The sequence below is a fragment of the Aeromicrobium sp. JP4 genome (assembly GCF_054957925.1).
This window is the reverse complement of sequence record NZ_CM143290.1, coordinates 1,634,634-1,657,224: the sequence shown is the minus strand read 5'-3', so window position 1 is coordinate 1,657,224 and position 22,591 is coordinate 1,634,634. Positions and strand designations below refer to the sequence as shown.

At 72.2% G+C, this 22,591-nt stretch carries 24 protein-coding genes; 16 read left to right on the top strand and 8 right to left on the bottom strand.

The features are described from left to right. Positions 1 to 11: 11 nt before the first annotated feature. From radA to ACY1JX_RS08215, 3 genes are read right to left on the bottom strand one after another with little or no spacing between them, the layout of a single operon-like run. On the bottom strand, positions 12 to 1,361 hold the full coding sequence (gene radA / locus ACY1JX_RS08225) for a DNA repair protein RadA (RefSeq protein WP_462565803.1): 1,350 nt from the start codon (positions 1,359 to 1,361) through the stop codon (positions 12 to 14). 38 nt (positions 1,362 to 1,399) lie between these two features. Further along, a complete protein-coding gene (locus ACY1JX_RS08220; RefSeq protein ID WP_462565802.1) occupies positions 1,400 to 2,038 on the bottom strand; it encodes a VOC family protein in 639 nt (212 codons plus the stop codon). Between the two features lie 42 nt (positions 2,039 to 2,080). Continuing rightward, on the bottom strand, positions 2,081 to 2,821 hold the full coding sequence (locus ACY1JX_RS08215; protein ID WP_462565801.1) for a hypothetical protein: 741 nt from the start codon (positions 2,819 to 2,821) through the stop codon (positions 2,081 to 2,083). A gap of 49 nt (positions 2,822 to 2,870) precedes the next feature. Here ACY1JX_RS08215 and ACY1JX_RS08210 point away from each other — a divergent pair, with 49 nt between their 5' ends. From ACY1JX_RS08210 to ACY1JX_RS08200, 3 genes are read left to right on the top strand one after another with little or no spacing between them, the layout of a single operon-like run. Further along, positions 2,871 to 4,856, top strand: coding sequence for an SGNH hydrolase domain-containing protein (locus ACY1JX_RS08210; protein WP_462565800.1), 1,986 nt, complete (start codon positions 2,871 to 2,873; stop codon positions 4,854 to 4,856). A 4-nt stretch (positions 4,857 to 4,860) separates the two neighbouring features. Beyond that, entirely contained in the window at positions 4,861 to 5,772 is a 912-nt protein-coding gene (locus ACY1JX_RS08205; RefSeq protein WP_462565799.1) for a Ppx/GppA phosphatase family protein, read from the top strand. Between the two features lie 25 nt (positions 5,773 to 5,797). Then, entirely contained in the window at positions 5,798 to 6,592 is a 795-nt protein-coding gene (locus ACY1JX_RS08200; RefSeq protein WP_376785959.1) for a sugar phosphate isomerase/epimerase family protein, read from the top strand. Between the two features lie 6 nt (positions 6,593 to 6,598). Here the strand turns inward: ACY1JX_RS08200 and ACY1JX_RS08195 are convergent, their stop codons facing one another. Both ACY1JX_RS08195 and ACY1JX_RS08190 read right to left on the bottom strand, forming a co-directional pair. Further along, entirely contained in the window at positions 6,599 to 6,946 is a 348-nt protein-coding gene (locus ACY1JX_RS08195; protein ID WP_462565798.1) for a VOC family protein, read from the bottom strand. Next, entirely contained in the window at positions 6,943 to 7,893 is a 951-nt protein-coding gene (locus ACY1JX_RS08190; protein WP_462565797.1) for a bile acid:sodium symporter family protein, read from the bottom strand. Before ACY1JX_RS08190 ends, ACY1JX_RS08195 begins: the two co-directional genes overlap by 4 nt. Positions 7,894 to 7,983: 90 nt before the next feature. On the opposite strand from ACY1JX_RS08190, the gene ACY1JX_RS08185 reads away from it, so the two are divergent. The 9 genes from ACY1JX_RS08185 (at position 7,984) to ACY1JX_RS08145 (ending at position 14,775) form a co-directional block, all read left to right on the top strand. Further along, positions 7,984 to 8,541, top strand: coding sequence for an LOG family protein (locus ACY1JX_RS08185; RefSeq protein WP_462565796.1), 558 nt, complete (start codon positions 7,984 to 7,986; stop codon positions 8,539 to 8,541). A gap of 69 nt (positions 8,542 to 8,610) precedes the next feature. Beyond that, positions 8,611 to 9,393 carry a pyrroline-5-carboxylate reductase gene (proC, locus tag ACY1JX_RS08180; RefSeq protein ID WP_462565795.1) on the top strand — a complete coding sequence of 261 codons (783 nt, stop codon included), beginning with the start codon at positions 8,611 to 8,613 and terminating at the stop codon, positions 9,391 to 9,393. Between the two features lie 5 nt (positions 9,394 to 9,398). Beyond that, positions 9,399 to 10,574 (top strand): acetoin utilization protein AcuC, encoded by a 1,176-nt coding sequence (locus ACY1JX_RS08175; RefSeq protein ID WP_462565794.1) that lies wholly within the window; start codon positions 9,399 to 9,401, stop codon positions 10,572 to 10,574. Between the two features lie 210 nt (positions 10,575 to 10,784). After that, positions 10,785 to 10,970 (top strand): helix-turn-helix domain-containing protein, encoded by a 186-nt coding sequence (locus ACY1JX_RS08170; RefSeq protein ID WP_078699209.1) that lies wholly within the window; start codon positions 10,785 to 10,787, stop codon positions 10,968 to 10,970. A gap of 128 nt (positions 10,971 to 11,098) precedes the next feature. Then, a complete protein-coding gene (locus ACY1JX_RS08165) occupies positions 11,099 to 11,200 on the top strand; it encodes a 30S ribosomal protein bS22 (RefSeq protein WP_019143756.1) in 102 nt (33 codons plus the stop codon). A 3-nt stretch (positions 11,201 to 11,203) separates the two neighbouring features. Beyond that, positions 11,204 to 12,178 (top strand): NAD-dependent epimerase/dehydratase family protein, encoded by a 975-nt coding sequence (locus ACY1JX_RS08160; RefSeq protein ID WP_462565793.1) that lies wholly within the window; start codon positions 11,204 to 11,206, stop codon positions 12,176 to 12,178. Then, on the top strand, positions 12,175 to 13,488 hold the full coding sequence (locus ACY1JX_RS08155; protein WP_286930156.1) for a lysophospholipid acyltransferase family protein: 1,314 nt from the start codon (positions 12,175 to 12,177) through the stop codon (positions 13,486 to 13,488). The genes ACY1JX_RS08160 and ACY1JX_RS08155 overlap by 4 nt, the downstream gene beginning before the upstream one ends. Before the next feature lie 20 nt (positions 13,489 to 13,508). Then, positions 13,509 to 14,210, top strand: coding sequence for a hypothetical protein (locus ACY1JX_RS08150; protein ID WP_462565792.1), 702 nt, complete (start codon positions 13,509 to 13,511; stop codon positions 14,208 to 14,210). Beyond that, on the top strand, positions 14,203 to 14,775 hold the full coding sequence (locus ACY1JX_RS08145; protein ID WP_462565791.1) for an RNA polymerase sigma factor: 573 nt from the start codon (positions 14,203 to 14,205) through the stop codon (positions 14,773 to 14,775). Before ACY1JX_RS08150 ends, ACY1JX_RS08145 begins: the two co-directional genes overlap by 8 nt. Positions 14,776 to 14,873: 98 nt before the next feature. Here the strand turns inward: ACY1JX_RS08145 and ACY1JX_RS08140 are convergent, their stop codons facing one another. Continuing rightward, the gene (locus ACY1JX_RS08140) at positions 14,874 to 15,248 is read right to left on the bottom strand and encodes a hypothetical protein (RefSeq protein ID WP_462565790.1); all 375 of its coding nucleotides are present in this window, start codon (positions 15,246 to 15,248) and stop codon (positions 14,874 to 14,876) included. A 105-nt stretch (positions 15,249 to 15,353) separates the two neighbouring features. Continuing rightward, entirely contained in the window at positions 15,354 to 17,672 is a 2,319-nt protein-coding gene (locus tag ACY1JX_RS08135) for an MMPL family transporter (RefSeq protein ID WP_462565789.1), read from the bottom strand. An 81-nt stretch (positions 17,673 to 17,753) separates the two neighbouring features. Between ACY1JX_RS08135 and ACY1JX_RS08130 the strand changes: the two genes are divergently transcribed. Continuing rightward, positions 17,754 to 18,371: a TetR/AcrR family transcriptional regulator gene (locus ACY1JX_RS08130; RefSeq protein WP_462565788.1), complete on the top strand. Its 618-nt coding sequence runs from the start codon at positions 17,754 to 17,756 to the stop codon at positions 18,369 to 18,371. Here the strand turns inward: ACY1JX_RS08130 and ACY1JX_RS08125 are convergent. Next, a complete protein-coding gene (locus ACY1JX_RS08125) occupies positions 18,368 to 19,258 on the bottom strand; it encodes an HAD family hydrolase (protein WP_462565787.1) in 891 nt (296 codons plus the stop codon). The two genes, ACY1JX_RS08130 and ACY1JX_RS08125, sit on opposite strands and share 4 nt — an antisense overlap. A 52-nt stretch (positions 19,259 to 19,310) precedes the next feature. Between ACY1JX_RS08125 and ACY1JX_RS08120 the strand changes: the two genes are divergently transcribed. From ACY1JX_RS08120 to ACY1JX_RS08110, 3 genes are all read left to right on the top strand, one after another. Next, positions 19,311 to 20,861, top strand: coding sequence for a class I adenylate-forming enzyme family protein (locus ACY1JX_RS08120; RefSeq protein ID WP_462565786.1), 1,551 nt, complete (start codon positions 19,311 to 19,313; stop codon positions 20,859 to 20,861). A gap of 76 nt (positions 20,862 to 20,937) precedes the next feature. Continuing rightward, entirely contained in the window at positions 20,938 to 21,198 is a 261-nt protein-coding gene (locus ACY1JX_RS08115) for a glutaredoxin family protein (RefSeq protein ID WP_462565785.1), read from the top strand. 68 nt (positions 21,199 to 21,266) lie between these two features. Further along, positions 21,267 to 22,589 (top strand): polysaccharide pyruvyl transferase family protein, encoded by a 1,323-nt coding sequence (locus tag ACY1JX_RS08110; protein ID WP_462565783.1) that lies wholly within the window; start codon positions 21,267 to 21,269, stop codon positions 22,587 to 22,589. Positions 22,590 to 22,591: the final 2 nt, after the last annotated feature.

Below are 22,591 nucleotides of genomic sequence, written 5' to 3'. Positions count from 1 at the left end.
GTCGCCTCATCCTAGGGCAGCGCCCGGAGCGCGGCGGCCAGATCTCCGGTTCGCAGCACCTTCAGGCCCACGCGGTCGAGGTTCTCGCTGCCCGTGGGGACGATCGCGTGGGTGAAGCCGATCCGCGCGGCCTCGCGCAGCCGGGCCTCCAGCCCGCGCACGGGACGGACCTCGCCGGCGAGTCCGACCTCGCCGATGGCGACGAGCCCGCCGGGCAGCGGCGAGCCGCCCGCGGCCGAGATCACGGCCAGCGCGACGGCCAGGTCGACCGACGGCTCGTGCAGGCGGGCACCGCCGACCGAGGCGGTGTAGACGTCCTGGTTGCCCAGCGAGACACCGGTCTTGCTCAGCACCGCCAGCAGCATCGCGACGCGGGAGGAGTCCAGGCCGCTGGAGGAGCGCCGGGGCGACGGCGTGGTGGCGGCGACGGTGAGGGCCTGGACCTCGGCCAGCAGCGGCCGGCGCCCCTCCATCGTGACCGTGACGCACGTGCCCGGGACCGGGGACTCGTGACGCGAGACGAACAGCCCCGTCGGATCGGGCACCTCGACGATCCCGGCGTCGACGAGGTCGAAGCACCCGATCTCGTCGACCGGGCCGAACCGGTTCTTGGTGGCGCGCAGCAGCCGCAGCCTGCTGGTGCGGTCGCCCTCGAACTGCAGGACGACGTCGACGAGGTGCTCGAGGACGCGGGGGCCGGCGACCGACCCGTCCTTGGTGACGTGGCCGACCAGGAGGGTGGCGATGCCCTCGGCCTTGGCGCGCCCGATCACCGTGGCAGCGACCTCACGCACCTGGGTGACACCGCCGGGGACGCCCTCGATCGAGGCCGACCCGATGGTCTGGACCGAGTCGACGATCAGCAGGCTGGGCTTGACCGCGTCGATGTGGGTGAGCAGGCCGCCGAGGTCGGTCTCGGCGGCGAGGAAGAGCTCGTCGGCCAGGGCGCCGGTGCGCTCGGCACGCAGCCGGACCTGGGCGGCGGACTCCTCGCCCGAGACGTACAGGGTGCGGCGGCCGGCGCGGGCCCAGCGTGCGGCCACCTCGAGCAGCAGCGTGGACTTGCCCACGCCCGGCTCGCCCGCCATCAGCATCACGGCACCGGAGACGACGCCACCGCCGAGGACGCGGTCGAGCTCGGGGATGCCCGAGCCCACGGAGGCCGCCTCCGTGGCGGTGACCTGGGCGATCGGGACGGCGGGGCTGGAGACCGGGCCGGCCGCCGTGCGGCCGTTGCGCGAGCTGCCGCCGACGACGTCGACGGTGCCCCACGCCTGGCACTCTCCGCAGCGGCCGACCCACTTGGCGGTGGTCCAGCCGCACTCGGAGCAGGCGAACGCGGAGGCGGTCTTCGGTGGCATGGAAGGAGCCTAGACGCGAGGTCCGACAGACCGCCGGGTCAGATGCGGACGGTCCCGTCGGGCGTCTCGAACTCGGCCGCGAGGATGCCCGGCGCGCCGTTCGGGGCGACCCACCGGACCTCGATCTGCTCGAGGGCGCCGACGGCCGGCTCGCCCAGCCAGTCGGCCAGGCGCTCGGGGCTTCCGGCGATCTCCAGGCCGACGAGCGCGATCTCGGTCTCGGCCATCTGCGAGGGGTGCTCCTCGGGCGGCACGCCCCAGCTCATGACGAACGGCAGCTGCGGATCCGCGCGCATGCCGTGGACGCCGATCTGCTCCCACGTGAGGTTGTAGCCGTCGGGACGGTGGCGGTTGCCCGGCACGGCGTGACGGCCGATGCGGTGCTCCACGGACGTGATGTCGTCGACCGAGACGCACCAGCCCATCCAGCCGCCGCCGAGCTCGGAGCGTGCCTTGACGGCCTGGCCGAAGGGCGCCTTGTCGGAGGCGGGGTGCTCGAGCGCCTCGACGACCTCGAGGTACTGACGGTTCCTCAGCGGCAGGATCATGTTGTTGGTGCCGAAGCGGGGGTGGACGCCGCCGGCCTGGAACACGGCGCCGAACTTCTCACTCAGCTCGGTCGTGGTCTCGATGAGACCGGCCGGACCGACTGCGAACGACAGATGATCGAGGTGCATACGGCATTGTTGCCCGTCATGTGATCGCGGTCGCAGTCAGGGTCACCTTGGGTCGGCGGGGTGCGGCACCGGCCGTCCCGCCGCGACGAAGCGCTCGCAGTGGACGACGAGCTCGGCGTAGCCGGCCTCGCCCATCAGCGCCGTCAGCTCGGCGCGATTGCCGACGTAGACCGGGTCGGCGGCCACGTGGGACTCGGTGTTCGACGAGCAGTACCAGTCGAGGTCGGCGCCGCCCGGGCCCCACCCGGCGCGGGTGTACTCGCCGATGCTGACCTCGGTGTAGGACGAGCCGTCGCCCGGGTCGACCTCGCGGAACTGACGTCGCAGAGGCAGCTGCCAGCACACGTCGGGCTTCGTCGTGTGGGGCTCGAGGCCGGTGGCGAGGGCGTGGGCGTGCAGCGCGCAGCCGTAGCCGCCGGGGAAGTCACGGGAGTTGTGGAAGATGCAGGCGCCGTCCGCGACGCGCGTCTTCAGCTCGCCGTCCTCGTCGCGCTCGGTCCACCCGTCGCGGTGCCCCAGGTCGTGCAGCTCCCACTCGGTGGGGTCCAGCCGCTCCACGAAGCCGGCCACCCGGGCGTGGTCGTCCTCGTCGCTGAAGTGGGCCCCGAGGGTGCAGCAGCCCGAGTCGGGGGCGTCCGCGTAGATGCCAGGGCAGCCGGCGCCGAAGATGCAGGTCCACCGCGACGTGAGCCACGTGAGGTCGCAGCGGAAGACCTCGGTGGCGTCGTCGGGGTTCGCGAACTCCACGAAGGAGCGGGGAAATCCCAGGTCGACCTCGGGCACGGTCACACAGTAGGTCACGTGGCGGTGCCACGTAGGGTTGACGAACGTGATGACCGGGGGACGACCCACCACGGCGTGGTGCACGATCGCGGGCGCCGCGTCGGCGCTCGTCGTGCTCGGCCTGTACTGGCCCGGCCGCCTGCCCGGCGCGGGTGCGGCCACCGAGATCCTGCTGGTCGCCGCCGGCGCGCTGCTGGGGCACACGCTGCTGGTGGAGCGTGGCCGCCCGCTCGGGCCCGCCCTCGGAGCCGGACTGCGCCTCCTCGTGCCGCCCCTGCTCGCCCTCGTCGCCACCGGGCTCGCGGTGCAGCGCTGGGTCGACGTCCGTGCGTGGGACCCCGTGCTGGACGAGGTCCGCGACGCAGCGGTCGCGGCCACCAACGTCCGCGGAGTCGCCGCCGAGTCGCCCGTCTACCTCTTCTGGATCATCGCGCTGCTGGTGCAGTCGGCCGCGCTCGTCCTGGTGCTGCGCTGGGTCGCTGGCCGGCTCGCGAGCGGACTCGGCCTCATCGTGCTCGCGCTGTCGGTCGCGTCGTTCGCCTGGTGGGCGTTCGACCCGGCGGGGCATCTCGGGGCGAGGTTCTGGCCGGTCGGACTCGGCGTCCTGGTGTCCCTGGCGATGGCCCGGCGGCCCGAGGCGGCCGAGCGGCGCGAGCTCGCCGTCATCGCCTGGCTCACGACGCTGGCCGTGGCGGGCGTCGCCGTTCTCGGAACGGGCGGGGTGCTGGACACCGTCACGGGCGCCGTGGTCGGCCTCATCCTGGTGCTGAGCGGGCCCGCCCCGGGTTCGCCCGCGGTCCTGCTCGGCCCGCGGCTGGCCGCCTGGTTCGGCGCCGTCGCCTGGGCCGGTCTGTGCTGGGCGGGCCCCGCGCTGCGGCTCGCGCCCGAGGTGATCGGACGCGAGCTCGGCCTGCGCGACCGTGCCTTGCTGCTCCTGATGGTGGGTGCCGTCGCCGTCGCCACGGTGGGCCTGATCGCCGCCGTGCGCGCGCTCGTCGATCGCGGCGGGGTCTGGGTCGGCGTCGCGGCCGCCTCGGTCCTGGCCGCCTTCCTGGTCACCGTGCCGGGCCTGGGCCGGGTCGAGGCGATCGAGAGCGACGTCGCCCGCGTCGAGACCGTGATGACGGCCGACCTGCCCGACTGCCTCGGTGCGATGACGATGGCGGCGGTGAGCGACGGTCGTGACTGCGCCAACCCTGAGCTCGACGGCGTCATCCGTCCGCCCCTGAACCGGGCCCGGTGGGACTTCGAGTCCTACCTCGACTGCTGGTCGGACCCGAGCGACGCCGATCTCGACGTCTGCCAGCTGGGGGAGGACGCGAGCCCGGACCCCGACGTGCCCCGCGTGCTCGTGCTGGGCGACTCCCACGCCCGCGTGCTGCTGGGCGCCTTCCGCCGCCTCGACGAGCGCGGCGTGATCGAGGTCGACGCCGCGACGAAGGCCAGCTGCGGGTGGAGCACCCTGCCGGTCCTGGACCGCAAGGACACCGAGCGTGGCCCGCGGTGCGACGTGTGGCGCGGGCGGCTGGCGGAATGGCTGGTCGACCACGTCCAGGACTACGACGTCGTCGTCACCACCGCGTACAACGGCCGGATGAAGGGCCCGGACGCCCGCCAGGTGGCCAGCCACGTGGAGGCCTGGAAGCCGGTGGTCGAGGCGGGCGTGCCGGTCGTGGCGCTGCGCGACAACCCGCGACTCGAGGAGGACACGCTGGACTGCCTGACCGAGCTGGACTCGCGCGAGTGGTCGAGGTGCGACGTCCCGGTCGAGGATCTCGTCCCGGAGTTCGATCCCTTCGGCCCGGCGGCGGAGCAGCTCGAGGGCGCCCACTTCGTCGACACGAGGCCCTTGTTCTGCGTCGACGACCGGTGCCCGGCCGTGATCGGCGGGGTCAACGTCTACCGCGACTACAACCACGTCTCGGCGACCTATTCGGCCACGCTGGCGCCGGTCCTCTACCGCGAGATCGCCCGCACCGGGGTGTTCGAGCCGCGGTGGACCGCTGCGCAGGCGGTCGCCTCGATGTCAGACTGAGCCCATGCGCATCGGCGTCCTCGACATCGGTTCCAACACCGGGCACCTGCTCATCGTCGACGCCTTCCGGGGCGGACCGCCGGTGCCGGCCCACTCCTTCAGCGAGCCACTGCGGCTCGCGGAGAACCTCGACACCGACGGTCACCTCACCCGCGAGGGCATCGACCGGCTCGCCAAGTACGTGGTCGAGGCGGGCTCGCAGGCCGAGGACAAGGGCGCCGAGCGCGTGCTGGCCTTCGCCACCTCGGCGGTGCGCGAGGCGGGCAACGCCGACGAGGTCATCGCCCGCGTCGCCGACGCCAGCGGCATCCAGCTGCAGATCCTCCCCGGCGACGACGAGGCGCGACTGACGTTCCTCGCGGTGCGCCGCTGGTTCGGCTGGTCGTCGGGCCGTCTGGGAGTGTTCGACATCGGCGGGGGCTCGCTCGAGCTCGCGGTCGGGTCGGACGAGACGCCCGACACCGCGACGTCGCTGCCCCTCGGAGCCGGCCGACTCACCCGCGAGTGGCTCGACCGGGGTCTCGACCACGACGACCTGCGCCGCGAGGTGCGACGCGAGATCGGTGCCGTCGCCGGCCCGCTGCTGCGGGGCGGGCCCTTCGACCAGGCGGTCGCGACGAGCAAGACGTTCCGCTCGCTGGCGCGGATGTGCGGTGCTGCCCCGTCGGGCGACGGCCCCTACGTGCGTCGCACCCTGAAGCACCGCGACCTCGTCGAGCTGGGCCAGGAGCTGCGGGTCGCGTCCGACGAGCAGATCGCCGCGATGCCCGGCGTGTCCGCCCTGCGCGCGCACCAGATGCGAGCGGGCGCCGTGGTGGCCGAGGCGACGATGGAGCTCTTCGGACTGGAGGAGCTGCTCATCTGTCCGTGGGCCCTGCGCGAGGGTGTGCTGATCGAGTACCTGGACCACATGTGACCAGCACCGCTCTAGGCTGGGAGTCGTGAGCACGCGCTCGAGCGACCCGATGGTCTCGCTGTCCACGTCGTCGGTCTACCCCGAGGGCACGGCAGCCGGCTTCGCGACCGCGGCGCGGCTGGGCTACGACGGGGTCGAGGTGATGGTGGGCCTCGACGAGGTCAGCGCCGACACCACCGCGATCAAGGCCTTGGCGTCGTCGCACGACATCCCCGTGGTCTCGATCCACGCGCCCTGCCTGCTGGTGACGCAGCGCGTGTGGGGCACCGACCCGTGGGGCAAGCTGCACCGCAGCGCCGAGATGGCGCTCGACGTCGGCGCCGACACCGTGGTGGTGCACCCGCCCTTCCGCTGGCAGCGCGAGTACGCCCGCGGCTTCGTCGAGGGCATCACCCGGCTCGAGGACGAGTACGACGTGGCGTTCGCGGTGGAGAACATGTACCCGTGGCGCTCGGGCAAGCGCGAGTTCCAGGCCTACGCGCCCGGGTGGGACCCGGTGCCCTTCGAGTACGAGAACGTCACGGTGGACTTCTCGCACAGCGCCACCTCACGGATCGACTCCATGCAGCTCATCGACGACCTGGGCGACCGACTGGCGCACATCCACCTCGCCGACGGATCCGGGTCGATGAAGGACGAGCACCTCATCCCCGGCCGCGGCACGCAGGGGTGCGACAAGCTGCTGGGCCACCTCGCCGACCGGGGCTTCACCGGCCATGTCGTGGTGGAGGTCAACACCCGCAAGGCGGCCGACCGCGACGCGGACCTGCTGGAGGCCTTGGCCTACGCGCGGCTGCACCTGGCGCCCACGCCCGTCTGAGCCGGGTCAGGACCGCTGGGCGACGCAGAACTCGTTGCCGGCCGGGTCGGTGAGCGTGACCCACTGGAAGTTCTCGTCGCCGCGCTCGGCGACCAGGCCGGCACCGGCCTCGCGCAGCCGGGCGACCTCGGCGTCGAGGTCGTCGGCGAGCACGTCGAGGTGCAGGCGGTTCTTGCCCGGCGTGGGGTCCTCCACCTTCTGGAAGGCCAGCGTGGGGCTGTCGGGCACGGAGACGATGACGTACCAGCCGTCGTTCTCCTCGGTGATGGTTCCGCCGGTCTGCTCGGCCCACCAGGTGGCCAACGCCGTGGCGTCAGTCGTGTCGCACGTGATCATCGCTGGAGTGACAGTCATGGGCCCACGCTAGGGCCGTGCCCCGACAGTCTGGTGGCGATGAGCGAGCCGACGACCAGCTGGAGCTGGTGGTAGACCATGAGCGGCAGGATCATCAGCGGGAACGTGGTCGCGGAGAACAGCACGCTGGCCATCGGCAGGCCCGCCGCGAGCGACTTGTTGGTCCCGCAGAAGTAGATCGCGATCCCGGCGCCGCGGCCGAACCGGCGCCCGGCCAGCCAGCAGAGCACCGACGAGACGGCCAGCAGCCCGACGCAGACGGCGCCCACCACGGCGCCGTCTCCCCAGTCGAGCACGCTCCACACGTCGGCGTTCGTGCCCCGGCTGAAGCCGGCGTAGACCACGAGCAGCACGGTCGACCGGTCGAAGCGTCGCAGTCCCGTCTCGTGGCGCACGAGCCACGGCCGCAGCCACCGCCGTGCGACCTGCCCGGCGAGGAACGGCACGAGCAGCAGGCCGACGATCCGCAGGACGGCCTCGGCGTCCACCGTGACGTCGCCCCCGAGGACCAGCGCCACCAGCAACGGCGTGAGGAAGACCCCGAGCAGGCTCGACGTCGAGGCCGCGACCACGGCGATCGCGCGGTCGCCGCCGGCGATCGACGTGAAGGCCACGGACGACTGCACCGTGGAGGGGACGAGGCACACGAACACGAGCGCGGTGAGCAGCTGCTGCGAGATCACGGCCGGCGCCAGCGGGGACAGGGCCAGGCCCATCAGCGGGAAGACCACGAACGTGACGGCCACGATCACGGCGTGCACGCGCCACGCGGTCAGGCCGTGCACCACCTCGGCGGTCGACAGCCGCGCCCCGTAGAGGAAGAACAGCGCGACGATGCCCACCTGGACCAGCACGGACACCACGTCGAGCACGACACCCTGCGCGGGAAGGACGATCCCGAGGCCGGCCAGGCCCAGGATCATCAGCACGAACGGGTCGATGCGCACCGGGCCACGATAGGCCGCTTCGGCACGCCGTCGCCCGGGGGTCGCCGTCCGGTCGCCGTCGGTTCGTTCCACACTGGCACCGTGACTTCCATGAGTGAGACCACCATCGGCGCCGTCTGCGTCTTCTGCGGAGCGCGCGACGGAGCCCGCCCCGAGTACCTCGCCGCCGGGGAGCAGCTCGGTGCCGCACTGGCCCGCGCCGGAGTCGACCTGGTGTTCGGTGGCGGCGGGATCGGCATCATGGGGGCCGCCTCCCGCGCGGCCCGCGAAGGTGGCGGCCGCGTCGTCGGCGTCATCCCGCAATCGTTGCTCGAGCGCGAGGGTGGGCACCGCGGCGATCCCGACATGCACGTCGTGGAGACCATGCACGAGCGCAAGGCGCTGATGCACCAGCTGTCGGACGCGTTCGTCGTCCTGCCGGGCGGGCTCGGCACGTACGAGGAGTTCTTCGAGATCCTCACGTGGCGCCAGCTGGGCTTCCACGACAAGCCGATCGTCGTGGTCGACACCGCCGGCTACTACGGACCGCTGCGCGAGATCGTCTCGCACGGCGCGGCCGAGGGCTTCACCGGTCCTCGCGACGAGGAGCTGTTCACGATCGTCGCGTCCGTCGAGGAGGCGCTCGCCGTCCTGGGGATCGACGCGTGAGAGACGCCCGTCACGCCTGAGGGCAGGGCCGGAGCCGGGACGCGCCCGCAGGGAACTACCCTCGGACCCATGAGGATCGCGGTCGTCGGTGGCGGGGTCATGGGTGGCACGCTGGCCGAGGCGACGACGCGCGCCGGGCACGATGACATCGTCGTGATCGAGCGCAGCGCCGAGCGCCGGGCCGACCTGGAGGCCCTCGGGCACGCCACCGCCGAGGACGTTTCCGCGGTCGCCGGGGCCGACGTGATCCTGCTCGTCGTGAAGCCCCAGGACGTCGCCACGGTACTCCCGGGGATCGCCGCCTCGGTCGACGCCGGGGCCACCGTGGTCTCGCTCGCCGCCGGGGTGCGCACCGCCACGATCGAGGCGGCCCTGCCCGACGCCGTCGCCGTCGTCCGCGCGATGCCGAACACGCCGGCCGTCATCGGGCGCGGGATGTTCGGCGTCTCACCCGGCAGCCGGGTGCCCGCCGACCGGCTCGAGGCCGTGGTCGACCTGCTCGGCTCCGGTGGCGAGGTCGTCGTGGTCGACGAGTCCCACCAGGACGCGGTCACCGCCGTCTCCGGGTCGGGACCGGCCTACCTGTTCCACCTCGCCGAGCACATGATCGCCGCCGGCATCGAGGGCGGACTCGACCCCGAGGACGCGCGCACCCTCACGGTGCAGACCCTCGTCGGCGCGGCCGAGCTGCTGGCCGGCTCGGACGAGTCGCCCGAGGAGCTGCGCCGTCGGGTGACCTCGCCGAACGGCACCACGCACGCCGCGATCACCACGTTCGACCAGCACGGGGTGGGCGAGGGGATCCGAGCCGGCGTTCTCGCCGCGATCGCCCGGTCCGCGGAACTAGGGTGACGGGCATGGACGATCGCGCCGCGGTGGTGTTCGACGAGCACCTCACCGACTACGACTTCGGGCCCTCGCACCCGATGGCGCCGATCCGGGTCAAGCTGACCATGGCGCTCGCCGAGGAGCTGGGGGTGCTGGAGGACCTCGACGTCGTGGGTGCCCGGCCCGCCACCGAGCGCGAGCTGCTCAGCGTCCACACGCCCGACTACGTCGAGCGCGTGATCAACCTGAGCAAGCATCCGACGCACACCGACGCCGCCCACGGCCTGGGCACCGAGGACAACCCGGTCTTCCGCGGGATGCACGACGCCAGCGCCCTGATCGCCGGAGCGAGCCTGGAGGCGGCGCGCCTGGTCTGGACCGGCGAGCGCAAGCGAGCGATCAACGTCAGCGGTGGCCTGCACCACGCGATGCCCGGCCGCGCGAGCGGATTCTGCGTCTACAACGACGTCGCGATGGGCATCCAGTGGATGCTCGACCACGGGGCCCAGAAGATCGTCTACATCGACGTCGACGCCCACCACGGCGACGGCGTGCAGGCGATCTTCTACCACGACCCCCGGGTGCTGACGATCTCGTTGCACGAGTCGCCGCAGACCCTGTTCCCGGGCACCGGCTACTCCACCGAGGTCGGCGCCGAGGGAGCCGAGGGCTCCGCGGTCAACGTCCCGCTGCCCCCCGGAACGTCCGACGCCGGCTGGCTCCGCGCGTTCCACGCGGTGGTGCCGCCGATCGTCCGCGAGTTCGCGCCCGAGGTGATCGTCAGCCAGCACGGCTGCGACTCGCACATGGACGACCCGCTGACCAACCTCATGCTGAGCGTCGACGGGCAGCGTGCGTCCTACCTGGCGGTGCGCGACCTGGCCGAGGAGGTCACCGCGGGCAAGTGGCTCGCCACCGGCGGGGGCGGCTACGCCGTCGTCGACGTCGTGCCGCGCGCGTGGGGCCATCTGCTGTCGATCGTCAGCGGTCATCCGCTCCCGCCCGAGACCGAGACGCCCGAGGCGTGGCGGCGGGCCGTGGAGGAGCTGCGCGGCCAGCCCGCGCCCACCCGGATGACCGACGGCCGGCGAGCGCTCTACCGGCGCTGGGAGGACGGGTACGACCCGGCCTCGTGGCTCGACCGATCGATCCAGGCCACCCGGACCGAGACTTTTCCCCTGATCGGCCTCGATCCCTCGTACTGACCGAAATCCCCGGCGCAACTGCGGGTTTGGGGGTACGGTCGCGGTACACAAGGAGCGGGTCGAGCGCGGACGGTACGCCAAGAGGCCATGAGTTTCAAATTTTTCGTTCCCAGGTGACCCTTCTGCCACTAGTCTTCACACCAAGCACGCGCGCTCACTCTCCGGTGGGGAAGCCGGAGAGCGCGCGTGCCCCTGGGAGGATGGTGTGAGATGTCTGAGGGAACCCGCTTCATGACCGTTGCCGAGGTCGCGGACCAGATCCGTGTCTCGAAGATGACGGTGTACCGGCTCGTGCATTCCGGCGAGCTCGAAGCCGTGCGTGTCGGCCGTTCCTTCCGTGTGCCTGAGCACGCGGTCGAGGAGCTGCTGCAGAAGTCGTTCTACCAAGCCGGCTGATCCGGCCCGAGGTCCGCGGGGGGCGGACCGACGGTCGCTGACGTTCCCCTGCCCACCGCTGTGTGCAGGCGGGGTGCGATCGCCTAGGGTTGGTCTGTCCTGTGTGAAAGATCAGATCGAGGTGAGTCGTGGGTTCTGTCATCAAGAAGCGCCGCAAGCGGATGTCGAAGAAGAAGCACCGCAAGATGCTGAAGCGCACACGCGTGCAGCGCCGCCGTCTGGGCAAGTGACCGATGGCCGGGGTCGTCCTCGTCACGGGCGCGGCCACGCCGGGCGTGGCACTCGCTGCGAGGCGCATCGCTGAAGCTGGTGATGCCAGGGTCGTCGCAGTCGACACGACCCTGCCCACCGACGATCTCGGGTCAGTCAAATTCGTGCGTGCGGACATCCGCACGCCGGTCATCTCCAAGGTTCTTGCCGTCGAGGACGTCGACACCGTGGTCCACATGGACCTGGCGCCGATGCGATCGCGCGGGGGCGGCAGTGCCACCAAGGAGATCAACGTCATCGGCACGATGCAGGTGCTCGCCGCCTGCCAGCGTTCCGACACCGTCCAACGCGTCGTACTCGCCAGCAGTGCTGCCGTGTACGGCGCGTCGCCGCGTGATCCCGCGGTGTTCACCGAGTCCGCCACGGCACGCGGCGGCACGAAGTCCGGGTTCGCCAAGGACATCGTCGAGGTCGAGGGCTACACGCGCGGCTTCGCGCGCCGTCGTCCCGACGTCACCGTCACCACGCTGCGCATGGCGCAGTGGCTGTCGCCGCACTTCCCGACCGTGCTGGGGACGTACTTCGCGAACCCGGTTCTCCCGGTCCCCATGGGCTTCGACGCCCGGTTGCAGCTGCTGCACCCCCAGGACGCGCTCGAGGTCATCTCGATGGCCGCGCTGTCCGACCGGCCCGGCACCTTCAACGTCGCGGGCGACGGCATCCTCATGCTCACCCAGGCCGCCCGGATCATGGGCAAGCCCACCATCCCGCTGCCGCCGCTGGGCTTCGGCTCGGTGCTGCGCCGGATGGTGCACTACATGGGCTCGGACGTCTCGCCGGGCGTCCACCGTCTACTGACGTACGGCCGGGTGCTGGACACCACCGCCCTGCGCGAGATCTTCGGCTACAGTCCCCGGCACACGACGCGCGAGACCTTCGAGTGGTACGCCGAGGCGGCGCGCCCGGGTCTGCTGCACTCATGGGGGATCACGGGATGAAGGACGACCTCAAGGGCATCGGGACGTCGGGGCGCGCTGGTCGCGGCAACGGCTCGACGTCGCCCTCGCGAGCCGCGCGCACGCTCGCCGGGCCCGCCGCCAAGAAGGCGACTCCGAAGGCCCCCGCCAAGAAGGCCGCAGCGAAGAAGTCCGGCTCGGGCACGAAGCCCACCTCGGCCGCGCAGGCCGAGGCGGCCACCTCCGCCGCCGCCAAGGAGGCCGCCGCCACCGCCCCGGCGAAGAAGGCGACGAAGAAGACCACCAGGAAGGCGCCCGCGGCGAAGAAGCGCCCCGAGGCGCCGCAGCAGCCCACGGCGGCGCCCGAGGAGACCGCGCCCGGTCCCCAGCGTGAGCGTCACCTGCATGCCGTGCCCGAGGACGAGCCGCCCCGCCAGGAGCCGCCCCGCGAGGCCACCGCCGACATCGATCCCGAGGACGTGGCGGCGGCCTTCGCTGAGGGCGCCCGCCGGCTCATGGGCACCGACTGGCAGGTGAAGGTCGTCGACATCGTCGGCAACCTGCGCCGGCGTCTCTCGGGCGGCTACGAGGTGGACGAGTTCGGCCTCGACCCCGAGGTGCTCGACCTGCTCTCGAACCTCGTCGAGCCGCTGGCCGAGAGCTGGTTCCGCCTCGAGGTGCGCGGCGTGGAGAACATCCCCACCGACGGTGGCGCGCTGCTGGTGGCGAACCACTCCGGCACCGTGCCCGTCGACGGCCTGATCACCGGCTACGCCGTGCGCAAGCACACCGGCCGGCCGATCCGCCCGCTCGGCGCCGACCTCGTGTTCCGGCTGCCCTACGTGGGCCAGATCGCGCGCAAGATGGGCGCCACCCTCGCGTGCGCCGAGGACGCCGAGCGCCTGCTGACCTCCGGGGAGCTCGCCGCGGTGTGGCCCGAGGGCTTCAAGGGCGTCGGCAAGCCGTTCAGTGAGCGCTACAAGTTGCAGCGCTTCGGCCGCGGCGGCTTCGTCTCGTCCGCGATGCGCGCGCAGGTGCCGATCATCCCCGTGTCGATCGTCGGTGCCGAGGAGATCTACCCGCTGATCGGCAACATCCCGTCGCTCGCCCGGCTGCTCGGTCTGCCGTACATCCCCATCACGCCGTTCTTCCCGCTGTTCGGTCCGCTCGGCCTGATCCCGCTGCCCAGCAAGTGGATCATCGAGTTCGGCGAGCCGGTCCGCACCGACGCCTACCCGCCGGAGTCGGCCGACGACCCGATGCTCCTGTTCAACGTCACCGACCAGGTCCGCGAGACGATCCAGCAGACCCTGTACACGCTGCTGGTCGAGCGCGGCAATCCCTTCGTCTGATCCGCCCCAGGAGCACGCCCATGTCGCGACGTCCGGACCTGCTGCTCGACACCCCGACGCTCGAGCCGTCGGACGACCTCGTCCACCGGCTGGCCGCCGCGGCCCGCACGAGCGGCGTCACGGTCGCGGCTCCGCGCCGACGGCACCGCGTCGCCGTCGCGGTCGCGGCGTTCCTCGGCATCAGTGCCGTCTCCGTGGGTGGAGCGTGGGCGGTCGGTGCGATCGAGGTTCCCGGGCTGCCGCCGTCGCCGCTGCGCGAGGCCGTCGTGACGCCCGACCCGCCAGCACCGCAGGGCGAGCAGGGTGGCGCCCCGGCCGGCGACGCCGACCGTGGTGAGGGGTCCGGCGGCGGTGCCGTCGATCCCGGAGCGCCCTCGAGTCGCGAGACGGGCTCATCCGCGCGCGACGACGAGGCAGGGCGCGGGGCCGACTCCCCGGCGTCCGACGCGCCGGTGAAGGACAAGGACCAGGGCACGGAGCAGGGCAAGGACCAGAGCAAGGACCCGGCTCCGGGTCGCGAGAAGGACCGGGGTCAGGGCGAGACCCGCAGCGAGGACAAGGGCGAGAACGGCCAGCACGTCGGGCAGGAGAAGCAGAAGAAGGACCGCGGTGACGGCGGCTCGGCGCGGGAGCAGGACGGCGGCCAGGCAGGCGAGCGCACCGGGAGGAAGCCGGCACCGGCGGAGCCGCAGGACAAGGAGCCGGGGGCCGGCGATGACTGACGACGCCCTCGTCTCAGCGGCCAAGCGCGGCGAGCAGGAGGCGTGGCGCGCCCTCTACGTCGAGCACGCCGGCCGGCTGGTCGCCTGGCTGCGCATCCGGCCCACCGGCGACTCCGCGGCCGCTCCCGAGGACGTGGCGGCCGAGGCGTGGTTCGTCGCGGCGAGCAAGATCGCGGAGTTCGAGGGGACGTCGTCCGACTTCGGCGGCTGGATCTTCGGCATCGCGCGCCGGATCAGCGCCACCTCGCGCCGTACGTGGCAGCGTCGCAACACCCGTCCGAGCGAGGGGGAGGAGCTGGCGCTGGAGCCGGTTCCCGACCACGGTCCCGACGTCGCCCACCAGGAGTGGCTCCGGGCCGTCCTGGCCGGTCTGCCACCCCGCGAGCGCGCGGCGGTGGGCCTCGTGGACGGGCTCGGCATGGATCCGCACACGGCCGCCGAGGTGCTGGGCGTCAGTGCGGTCGCGCTGCGCGTGGCACGGCACCGCGGCCTGCGCCGGCTGGAGCGCCGACCGTCGGTGCGGGCCTCCCTCGAGTCGATCCCGGACGGGGCGCCCGGGGTCTGAACCCGCACCGACGGAGAAAAAGCCGGCCCGCCCCGGGGGATTGGGGCGGGCCGACAACTGCACGCCCACGCAGACGAGGGCGAGTCCCGGGGGGACGATCAGGAGGCGGGCTGGCTCGCCAGGCACTTGGCGAGGCGCGCCTTGGCGTGAGCGACGCGCTGCACCTGGGCCTTCTTGATCTTGACGACCTTGGTGCGACTCGCCTTGGCCACCTTGAGCTTCTTCACGGCCTGACGCTTCTCGGCGCGGGTGTCGGCCTGGGCGACGGCCTTCTTGGCCTTCTTGACCTTCGCCTGCTTCTTGGCGAACACGGCGTTCACCTTCGCCAGCTGCGCCTCGGCGCGGGCGACCTGGGTGGTCTGGGTCGCGCAGGGCTCCTTGGTCGGAGCGTCGGCGTGCGCGGGAGCCGTCAGAGGGCCAAGCGAGAGGGCGAGGCCGGCGGCGAGCGCGCCGATGCGTGCGCTGTTCTTCATGTGATCTCCTCAGATGATGGGCAGTCCGGAGACTGCTGACACCTCTCACATGTCACGGGAGCGCACCGGCGTTACACGCCCCCGGAGTTTTTTTTGGCGCGCTGGTCAGGACTCCTTCGCGCCGAGGCGCTTGAGTAGCTGGTCGCCCTCGATGTCAAGGTCGGGAAGCAGCCGGTCGAGCCAGGCCGGCAGGCGCCACGCGCGGTCGCCGAACATCGCCATCAGCGCGGGCACGAGCGTCATGCGCACGAGGAACGCGTCGATCGCGATCGCGACCGCCAGGGCGAAGCCGATCTGCTTGATCATCGGGTCGCCGTTGAAGATGAAGCCGGCGAACACGGCCGTCATGATCACCGCCGCGGCCACCACGACACGGCTGGAGTGGCTGAACCCGTCGATCACCGACTCGCGGCCGCTGTGGCCGTGGACCCACGACTCGCGCATCGACGACACCAGGAACACCTGGTAGTCCATCGCCAGGCCGTAGGCGATGCCCGTCACCAGGATCGGCAGCATCGCCATCACCGGGCCGGTGGAGTCGAGCCCGAACAGGCCGTTGAGCCAGCCCCACTGGAACACGGCGGTGGTGGCGCCGAGGGTGGCCAGGATCGTCAGCAGGAAGCCCGCCGTGGCCTTGAGCGGCACGATGATCGAGCGGAACACGATCGTCAGGACGATGAGCGAGAGCAGGACGACGATGCCGAGGTAGATCGGCATGACCTCGCCCATCTTCTCGGCGATGTCGATGCCCATGGCGGTCTGGCCGGTGACGCCGAGGTCGATGTCGTACGTCGCCTCGACATCGGTCGACGCGTCGCGCAGCGAGTGCACGAGGTCCTCGGTGGACGGATCGGTCGGGCCCTCGCGAGGAATCAGCGAGACGAGCACGGTGCGGCCGTCCTCGCTCATGCCTGCGGCGGTGGCCGAGGCGACGTCGTCGAGCTGGCCGAGCTCGGCCAGGACGGCGCCCGCGGCCTGCTGGTCGACGGGCTGGTCGTCGCGCGACGACAGGACCACGAGCAGGGGGCCGTTGAGGCCCTCGCCGAACGCCTCGCTGACCGTCTCGTAGCTCTCGCGCTGGTCGGTGCCGGAGTTGTAGTTCTCGCTCGACGGCAGGCCCAGGCGCATGTCGAGCGCCGGGATCGCGATGACGAGGGTCGTCAGGATGACGGCGCCCGAGGCGAGGAAGCGGTGCTTGGACAGGAAGGTCGCCCAGCGGCGCGCGGTGGCGTGGTCGACGCCGGCGGCCTCGCGCTCCTGGAACTTCTCGCGGGCCTTGGCCGACACGATCCGCTCGTTCACCAGCCCCAGCAGGGCGGGCAGGGCGGTGAGCGCCACGAGGACGGCCACGGCCACGGTGGCGGCGGCGATGATCGCCATCGTCGTCAGGAGGCTGATGCCGATGACCGTGAGCGCCGCGAGGGCGATCACGACGGTCGTGCCGGCGAAGAACACCGCACTGCCGGCGGTGCCGACGGCACGCCCGGTGGCCTCGTGGGCGGACAGCCGCTCACGCATGATGAGCCGGCGCTGGCGGTTGACGATGAAGAGGGCGTAGTCGATGCCCACGGCCAGGCCGAGCATGAGGCCCAGCACGACGCTCATCGAGCCGAGGTCGTAGAAGTGGCCCAGCGCGTAGGCGCCGCCGACGCCCACGCCGACGCCGAGCAGCGCGGTCGCGAGCGGCAGTCCGGCGGCCACGACGGAGCCCAGGACCAGGAAGAGCACGACCGCGGCGACGACGATGCCGACGGCCTCGCCCGCGCCGGCCACCTCGGGCAGCTCCTGCAGCGAGGCTCCGGGCAGGACCTCCACGTCGGTGCCCTCCAGGGGCGCCTCGGCGTGGTCGAGCACCTCCTCGATGGCTCCGGTGGGGAGGTCGATCGTCTGCTTCGTGAACTGGAACTGCGCCATGGCGACGGTGCCGTCCGGCGAGATGGTCACGCCGGGAACGAGCTCGCCTCCGACCACGAGCGGCACGGGCTGGTCGAGCTCCTGGCCGGCCTCCGCGGCCGCGATGGCCTGCTCAGCGGCCTGGACCTGGGCGGCCATCTGCTCCTGCGCCGCGGCCTGGGCCTGCTCGGAGCCGGCGAGGTCGAGCGGGTTCACGACGTTGTCGTCCTCGTAGATCCCCTGCATCGACTGGGCCAGGGGAGCGGCGGACGCCTCGTCGAAGAAGGTGGTGCCCTCCGGAGCGCGGTAGACGATCTGGCCCGCGCCGCCCGCGGCGGCCGGCATCTCGCGCTCGAGCTGCTCGAGCACCTCCTGGGCGGGGACGCCGTTGATCGTCACCTCGCTGCTGAGCTTCGGCGCGTTGACCGCGATCGACCCGACGATGACGACGAGCAGGACGAGCCAGGCGCCGAGGAAGCGGAACGGGTGGGCGAAGGCGGACTTGCCCCACCGGTACAGGAGAGTCGACACAGGCGTTCCTCACGAAGTGATAGATGTCTCTCACATCGTAGGATGGGGAGTGGAACGAAGCGAGGGGAGGGGAGGAGACCTGTGTCACGACGTGACTCGCGGGCCAACGCCGAGCGCATCGTCGTCGCGGTCCAGCGCCTCTGGGTCGAGGATGCCGCGCCCTCGATGGAACGGATCGCGACCGAGGCCGGCGTCGGCGTCGCCACGGTCTACCGGCACTTCCCGAACCGCGCCGCCCTGGAGAGCGCCGTGTTCGCGCGGATCTTCGCCGAGGAGCTGCTGCCGCTCGTCGACGGCGCCGAGGAGGAGGACGCCGACCTGCTCGACGTCGCCGCACACTTCGTCGAGGTGATCGGCCGCTACGCGCCCGTGCTGAGCGAGGTGGGCGCGAGCCAGGTCACCGACGAGGCGCTCGAGGTGCTCGCGGAGCCGTTCGTCGACCTGCTGCGGCGCGGCCAGCTGCGGGGCGTGCTGCGCCGCGACCTCGAGCCGGTCGACCTTTACTGGCTGCTGCGGATGATCGTGCTGGGCCTCAACTCGCCGGTCGCCACGGAGACGGTCCGCCGCCGCTACCTCGCGATGCTGCTGCCCGCGCTGTCGCCCGAGGCGGAGGGTGAGCTGCCGCCGCTCTCCGACGAGGACTACGACCGCCTCGGCGCCCCGCCCGAGCGACGCCAGCCGCCGCTCGACGCCGACTAGGAGCGGCGCAGGCGCCGGACGGCCAACCGGGTGAGCAGCCAGGCGGTGGTGGCCAGGGCCGCCGCGGCGCCGGCCTTCGCGCCGGCGGCGACCACCTTGCGGCCGGTGCGGTAGTCGCGCACGAGCCACCCGTTGGCCTTGGCGTGCGAGAGCAGGGCGCCATCAGGGTTCACCGCGCACGGGTGCCCGACGAGGGACAGCATCGGGATGTCGTTCGAGGAGTCGGAGTAGGCGTAGCAGCGCTCGAGGTCGAGGCCCTCGGACTCCGCCAGGGCGCGCACCGCGATCGCCTTGCCCTCTCCGTGCAGCATGTCGCCGACGAGTCGCCCGGTGTAGACGCCGTCGACGTGCTCGGCCACGGTGCCCAGGCCGCCGGTCAGGCCCAGCCGGCGGGCGATGACCTGCGCGATCTCCACCGGCGCCGCCGTCATCAGCCAGACCCGCTGGCCGCGGTCGAGGTGCCACTGGGCCATCGCGCGGGTGCCGGGCCAGATCTTGGCGGCCATGTACTCGTCGAAGACCTCCTCGCCGATCTCCTCCAGCTCGCTGACCTCGTGGCCGGCGATGAACTGGAGGGCGGCGTTGCGGGCCTGCTCGATGTGCTGGGGGTCCTCGACGCCGACGTACTTGAAGTACGCCTGCTGCCAGGCCGCACGGGCGATGTCGCGCGTGGTGAAGAACTCGCGGCGGTGCAGGCCGCGGGCGAGCAGGAAGATCGACGCGCCCTGCATGATCGTGTTGTCCACGTCGAAGAACGCGGCGGCGGTGGGGTCGGCGGGCTGGGCGAGAGCCTGCTCCACCTCGGCGGCGGCGGCCGCCGCCTGGCCGGCCAGGATCGAGCGCGACTGCAGATTGCGCGGGGCGTCGTGCGGTCGTCGCGGGGACATGGCGTCACTGTAACGGCGTTGCCGGACGGCGAGGTGTGGTTGACTCGACGCCATGACCGTCAACGTGAGTGACGATCTGCGCGAGACCGCGCGTCGTGACCCTGAGGGCATCGCCCTGATCGAGCCCCGGAGCGACCGTCGCGTGACGTGGGCCGAGTTCGACGAATGGGCCGATCGTGTCGCCCAGACCCTCCTCGGACGCAATGTCCTCGCAGGACAGCGGGTCGCCCTCGTCATGTCCAACGGCATCGACCTCGCCGTGGCCTACTACGGCGTGCTCCGCGGCGGCCTCGTGGCCGTGCCGATCAACCCGCGCGCCACCCCGCGCGAGATCTCCCGGATGGTCGAGGCCTGCTCGCCGAAGATCGTCGTCGGCGATGCCCAGTCGATCACGCAGGTGCGCCAGGCCGAGACGGGCGACTCGCTCATCGTCGTCCACCGCGCCGCCCCCGAGGCGGGGGAGCTGCGCTTCGGGGCGCTGCTCGAGCAGGCGGTCGAGCTGGAGCCGATCGCCCCGCGCGACCCCGAGTCGCTCGCGGTCGTCCTGTTCACCTCCGGTGCCACGGGCCTGCCGCGCGGCGTCATGCTCACGCACCGCGCGCTCGCGGCCGACCTCGACCAGCTGCTCCAGGTCGACTCGCCGCCCGTCATCACGCCCGACGACGTCGTGCTCGGCCTGCTGCCGATGTTCCACATCTACGGCCTGAACTGCGTGCTGTCGCTCTCGGTCCGGGTCGGCGCCACCGCCGTGCTCGTGGAGGAGTTCCACCCCGGCGCGCTGCTGGGCGACATCGTCGACCACGGCGTCACCAACCTGCCCGTCGCGCCGCAGGTGATCCAGGCCCTCGTCGGGCTGGAGGGTCTGACCGAGGCGTTCGACGGCGTCCGTGTGGTCGTCTCCGGTGCCTCGGCGCTCGACCCCGAGCTCGCCGAGGCGTTCCATGCCCTCTCCGGCAAGCCCGTCGAGCAGGGCTACGGCCTCACCGAGACCTCGCCCGTGCTCACCATGACCATCGGCGACGGCCGCGAGCCGGGCCAGCTGCCGCCCGGTGGCTCGGTCGGGCGCCCGCTCCCGGGTGTCGAGATCGCGCTGCGCGACTTCCTGGGCCAGCCCGCAGCCCCCGGCGACCCGGCCCAGATCTACGCCCGCGGTGCCAACCTCTTCTCCGGCTACTGGCCCGACGGCTCGGACGGCCCCGACGCCGAGGGCTGGTGGGCCACGGGCGACATCGGTCTGCTCGACGACGCGGGCAACCTCGTCCTGGTCGACCGGCTGAAGGAGACCATCAACGTCTCGGGCTTCAACGTCTACCCCTCGGAGATCGAGGAGGCGATCGTCGACACCCCGGGTGTCGAGGCGGTCGCCGTGATCGGCGTCCCCGACGAGCGCACCGGCGAGGCGGTGGTGGCCTTCGTCGTCCCCGACGACCCCGAGGGCGACTCGGCCCCGGTCGAGGCCGCGGTCCGCACCATCGCGGCCGAGCGGCTGGCGCGCTTCAAGGTGCCGTCGCGCGTCATCGTGGTGGCCGCCCTGCCGCACTCGCCCACGGGCAAGGTCGCGAAGGGGCGCCTGCGCGCCCTCGCGCGCTCGGAGCCGGCATGAGCGAGCGCCAGCGAGCGAGCATGGGGCACCTCGTGCCGGCGCGCCCGTACCGTCGTTTCTTCTCGGGGGAGCCGGCATGAGCATCGCGCACGCCGAGGACGCCCGCGTGGTGGTCTACTCGCGTGAGGGGTGCCACCTGTGCGCGGCGGCCGAGCAGGTCGTGGCCCAGCTCGTGGCCGAGACCGGCGACACCTGGACGCGCGTGGACATCGACGCCGACCCCGACCTGCGGCAACGGTTCACCGACCAGGTGCCGGTGACGTTCGTCGACGGGCGCCAGCACGACTTCTGGCGCGTCGATCCGGCGCGTCTGCGCGCGGCGCTCGCCCGCGGCTGAGCCGCCGCGACGGCCGCCGCCGCGGGGCGCATTAGCGTTCCTTGCCGCAGTCAGGGAAACTTCAAGGCGTGTCAGATCGCATCTACGTCCGCCGTTACGTCGACCCGATGAACCCTCCGTCGATGAAGGTCTTCCGTGTCGGCTGCGGCAAGAACTCCGGCAACCTCATCTTCGCCGCGTCCGCGCAGCGCTCGGTGATGGTGGACGGCGTCGACGTCGAGGCGAACAACCTGAACACCCTCATGCGCAGCGTCGACCGCCTCAACGAGGAGGAGCGACACGTCGTGATCCCGCTGGCGAACGCCTTCCGCCGCGGCTACCTCCCGCAGCTCACCGCCCTCACGTCGGCGATCGAGCAGCTCACGGTCCCGGTCACGATCCTCGGGGTCGGCGGGCAGTTCCAGCTCGACGGGACGCCGGAGCGCTCCGAGGAGGTCGACGCCGCCGCTCAGCGCTTCATGCGCGCGGTCCTGTCGCGGGGCCCGTCGATCGGCGTGCGCGGCGAGCGCACCGCCGCCTACCTGTCCGACCTCGGCTTCTCCGACGTCGACGTCATCGGCTGCCCGTCGATGTTCCTGCGCGGCGCCGACCTGAGGATCCGCGACACCGCGCCGGCGTTCGACGAGCACACCAAGGTGAGCCTGAACCTCACGCCGCACGTGCGGATCCCCAAGGGCTGGGTCGAGGACGTCTTCGACCGCCACCCCCGCACCGAGTACGTCGCGCAGCAGGTCAACGACCTCGACGCGATGCTCGGCGGACCCACGGTGAAGGCGACGTCCCCCGGGTACCCCGGCTCCATCCGCCACCACGCGTTCCTGGAGAACAAGGCGGTCTTCCACTGCCACGCGCCCACGTGGATCCAGTCGATGGCCGACCGCGAGTTCACCGTGGGCCACCGCATCCACGGCAACATCGCCTCGCTCCTGTCGGGCACGCCGGCGCACGTCATCGTCCACGACAGCCGGACCCGCGAGCTGTGCGAGTACTTCGAGATCCCGCACACGCAGGTCACCGAGCACCGCCGCGAGGACACCCCCGAGCGTCTCTTCGAGCGGTCGGACTACACCCGACTCGTGCAGGGCCACCCCGAGCGCCTGGCCCGCTTCGCCGGCTTCCTGGAGAAGCACGGCCTGCGCCACGCGCTGGACCTCCCGGCCGGCGAGGCGCCGTTCGACCGCGCCGTGGCGCAGGTCGACGTGCGGCCGGGTCTCGTCGTCCGCCCTCGCTCCACCGAGCCCGAGCTGATGGACCTGCGCGTCTGGAACGCGGCGCGCTCGGCGCACCAGGGCATCGCCCAGGCGGAGGCGCGGACGAAGAAGCTCGAGGCCCGGGTGGCCGAGCTCGAGTCGGGGAACCAGCGTCGCGGCCTGTTCCGCCGCAGCCGCTGAAT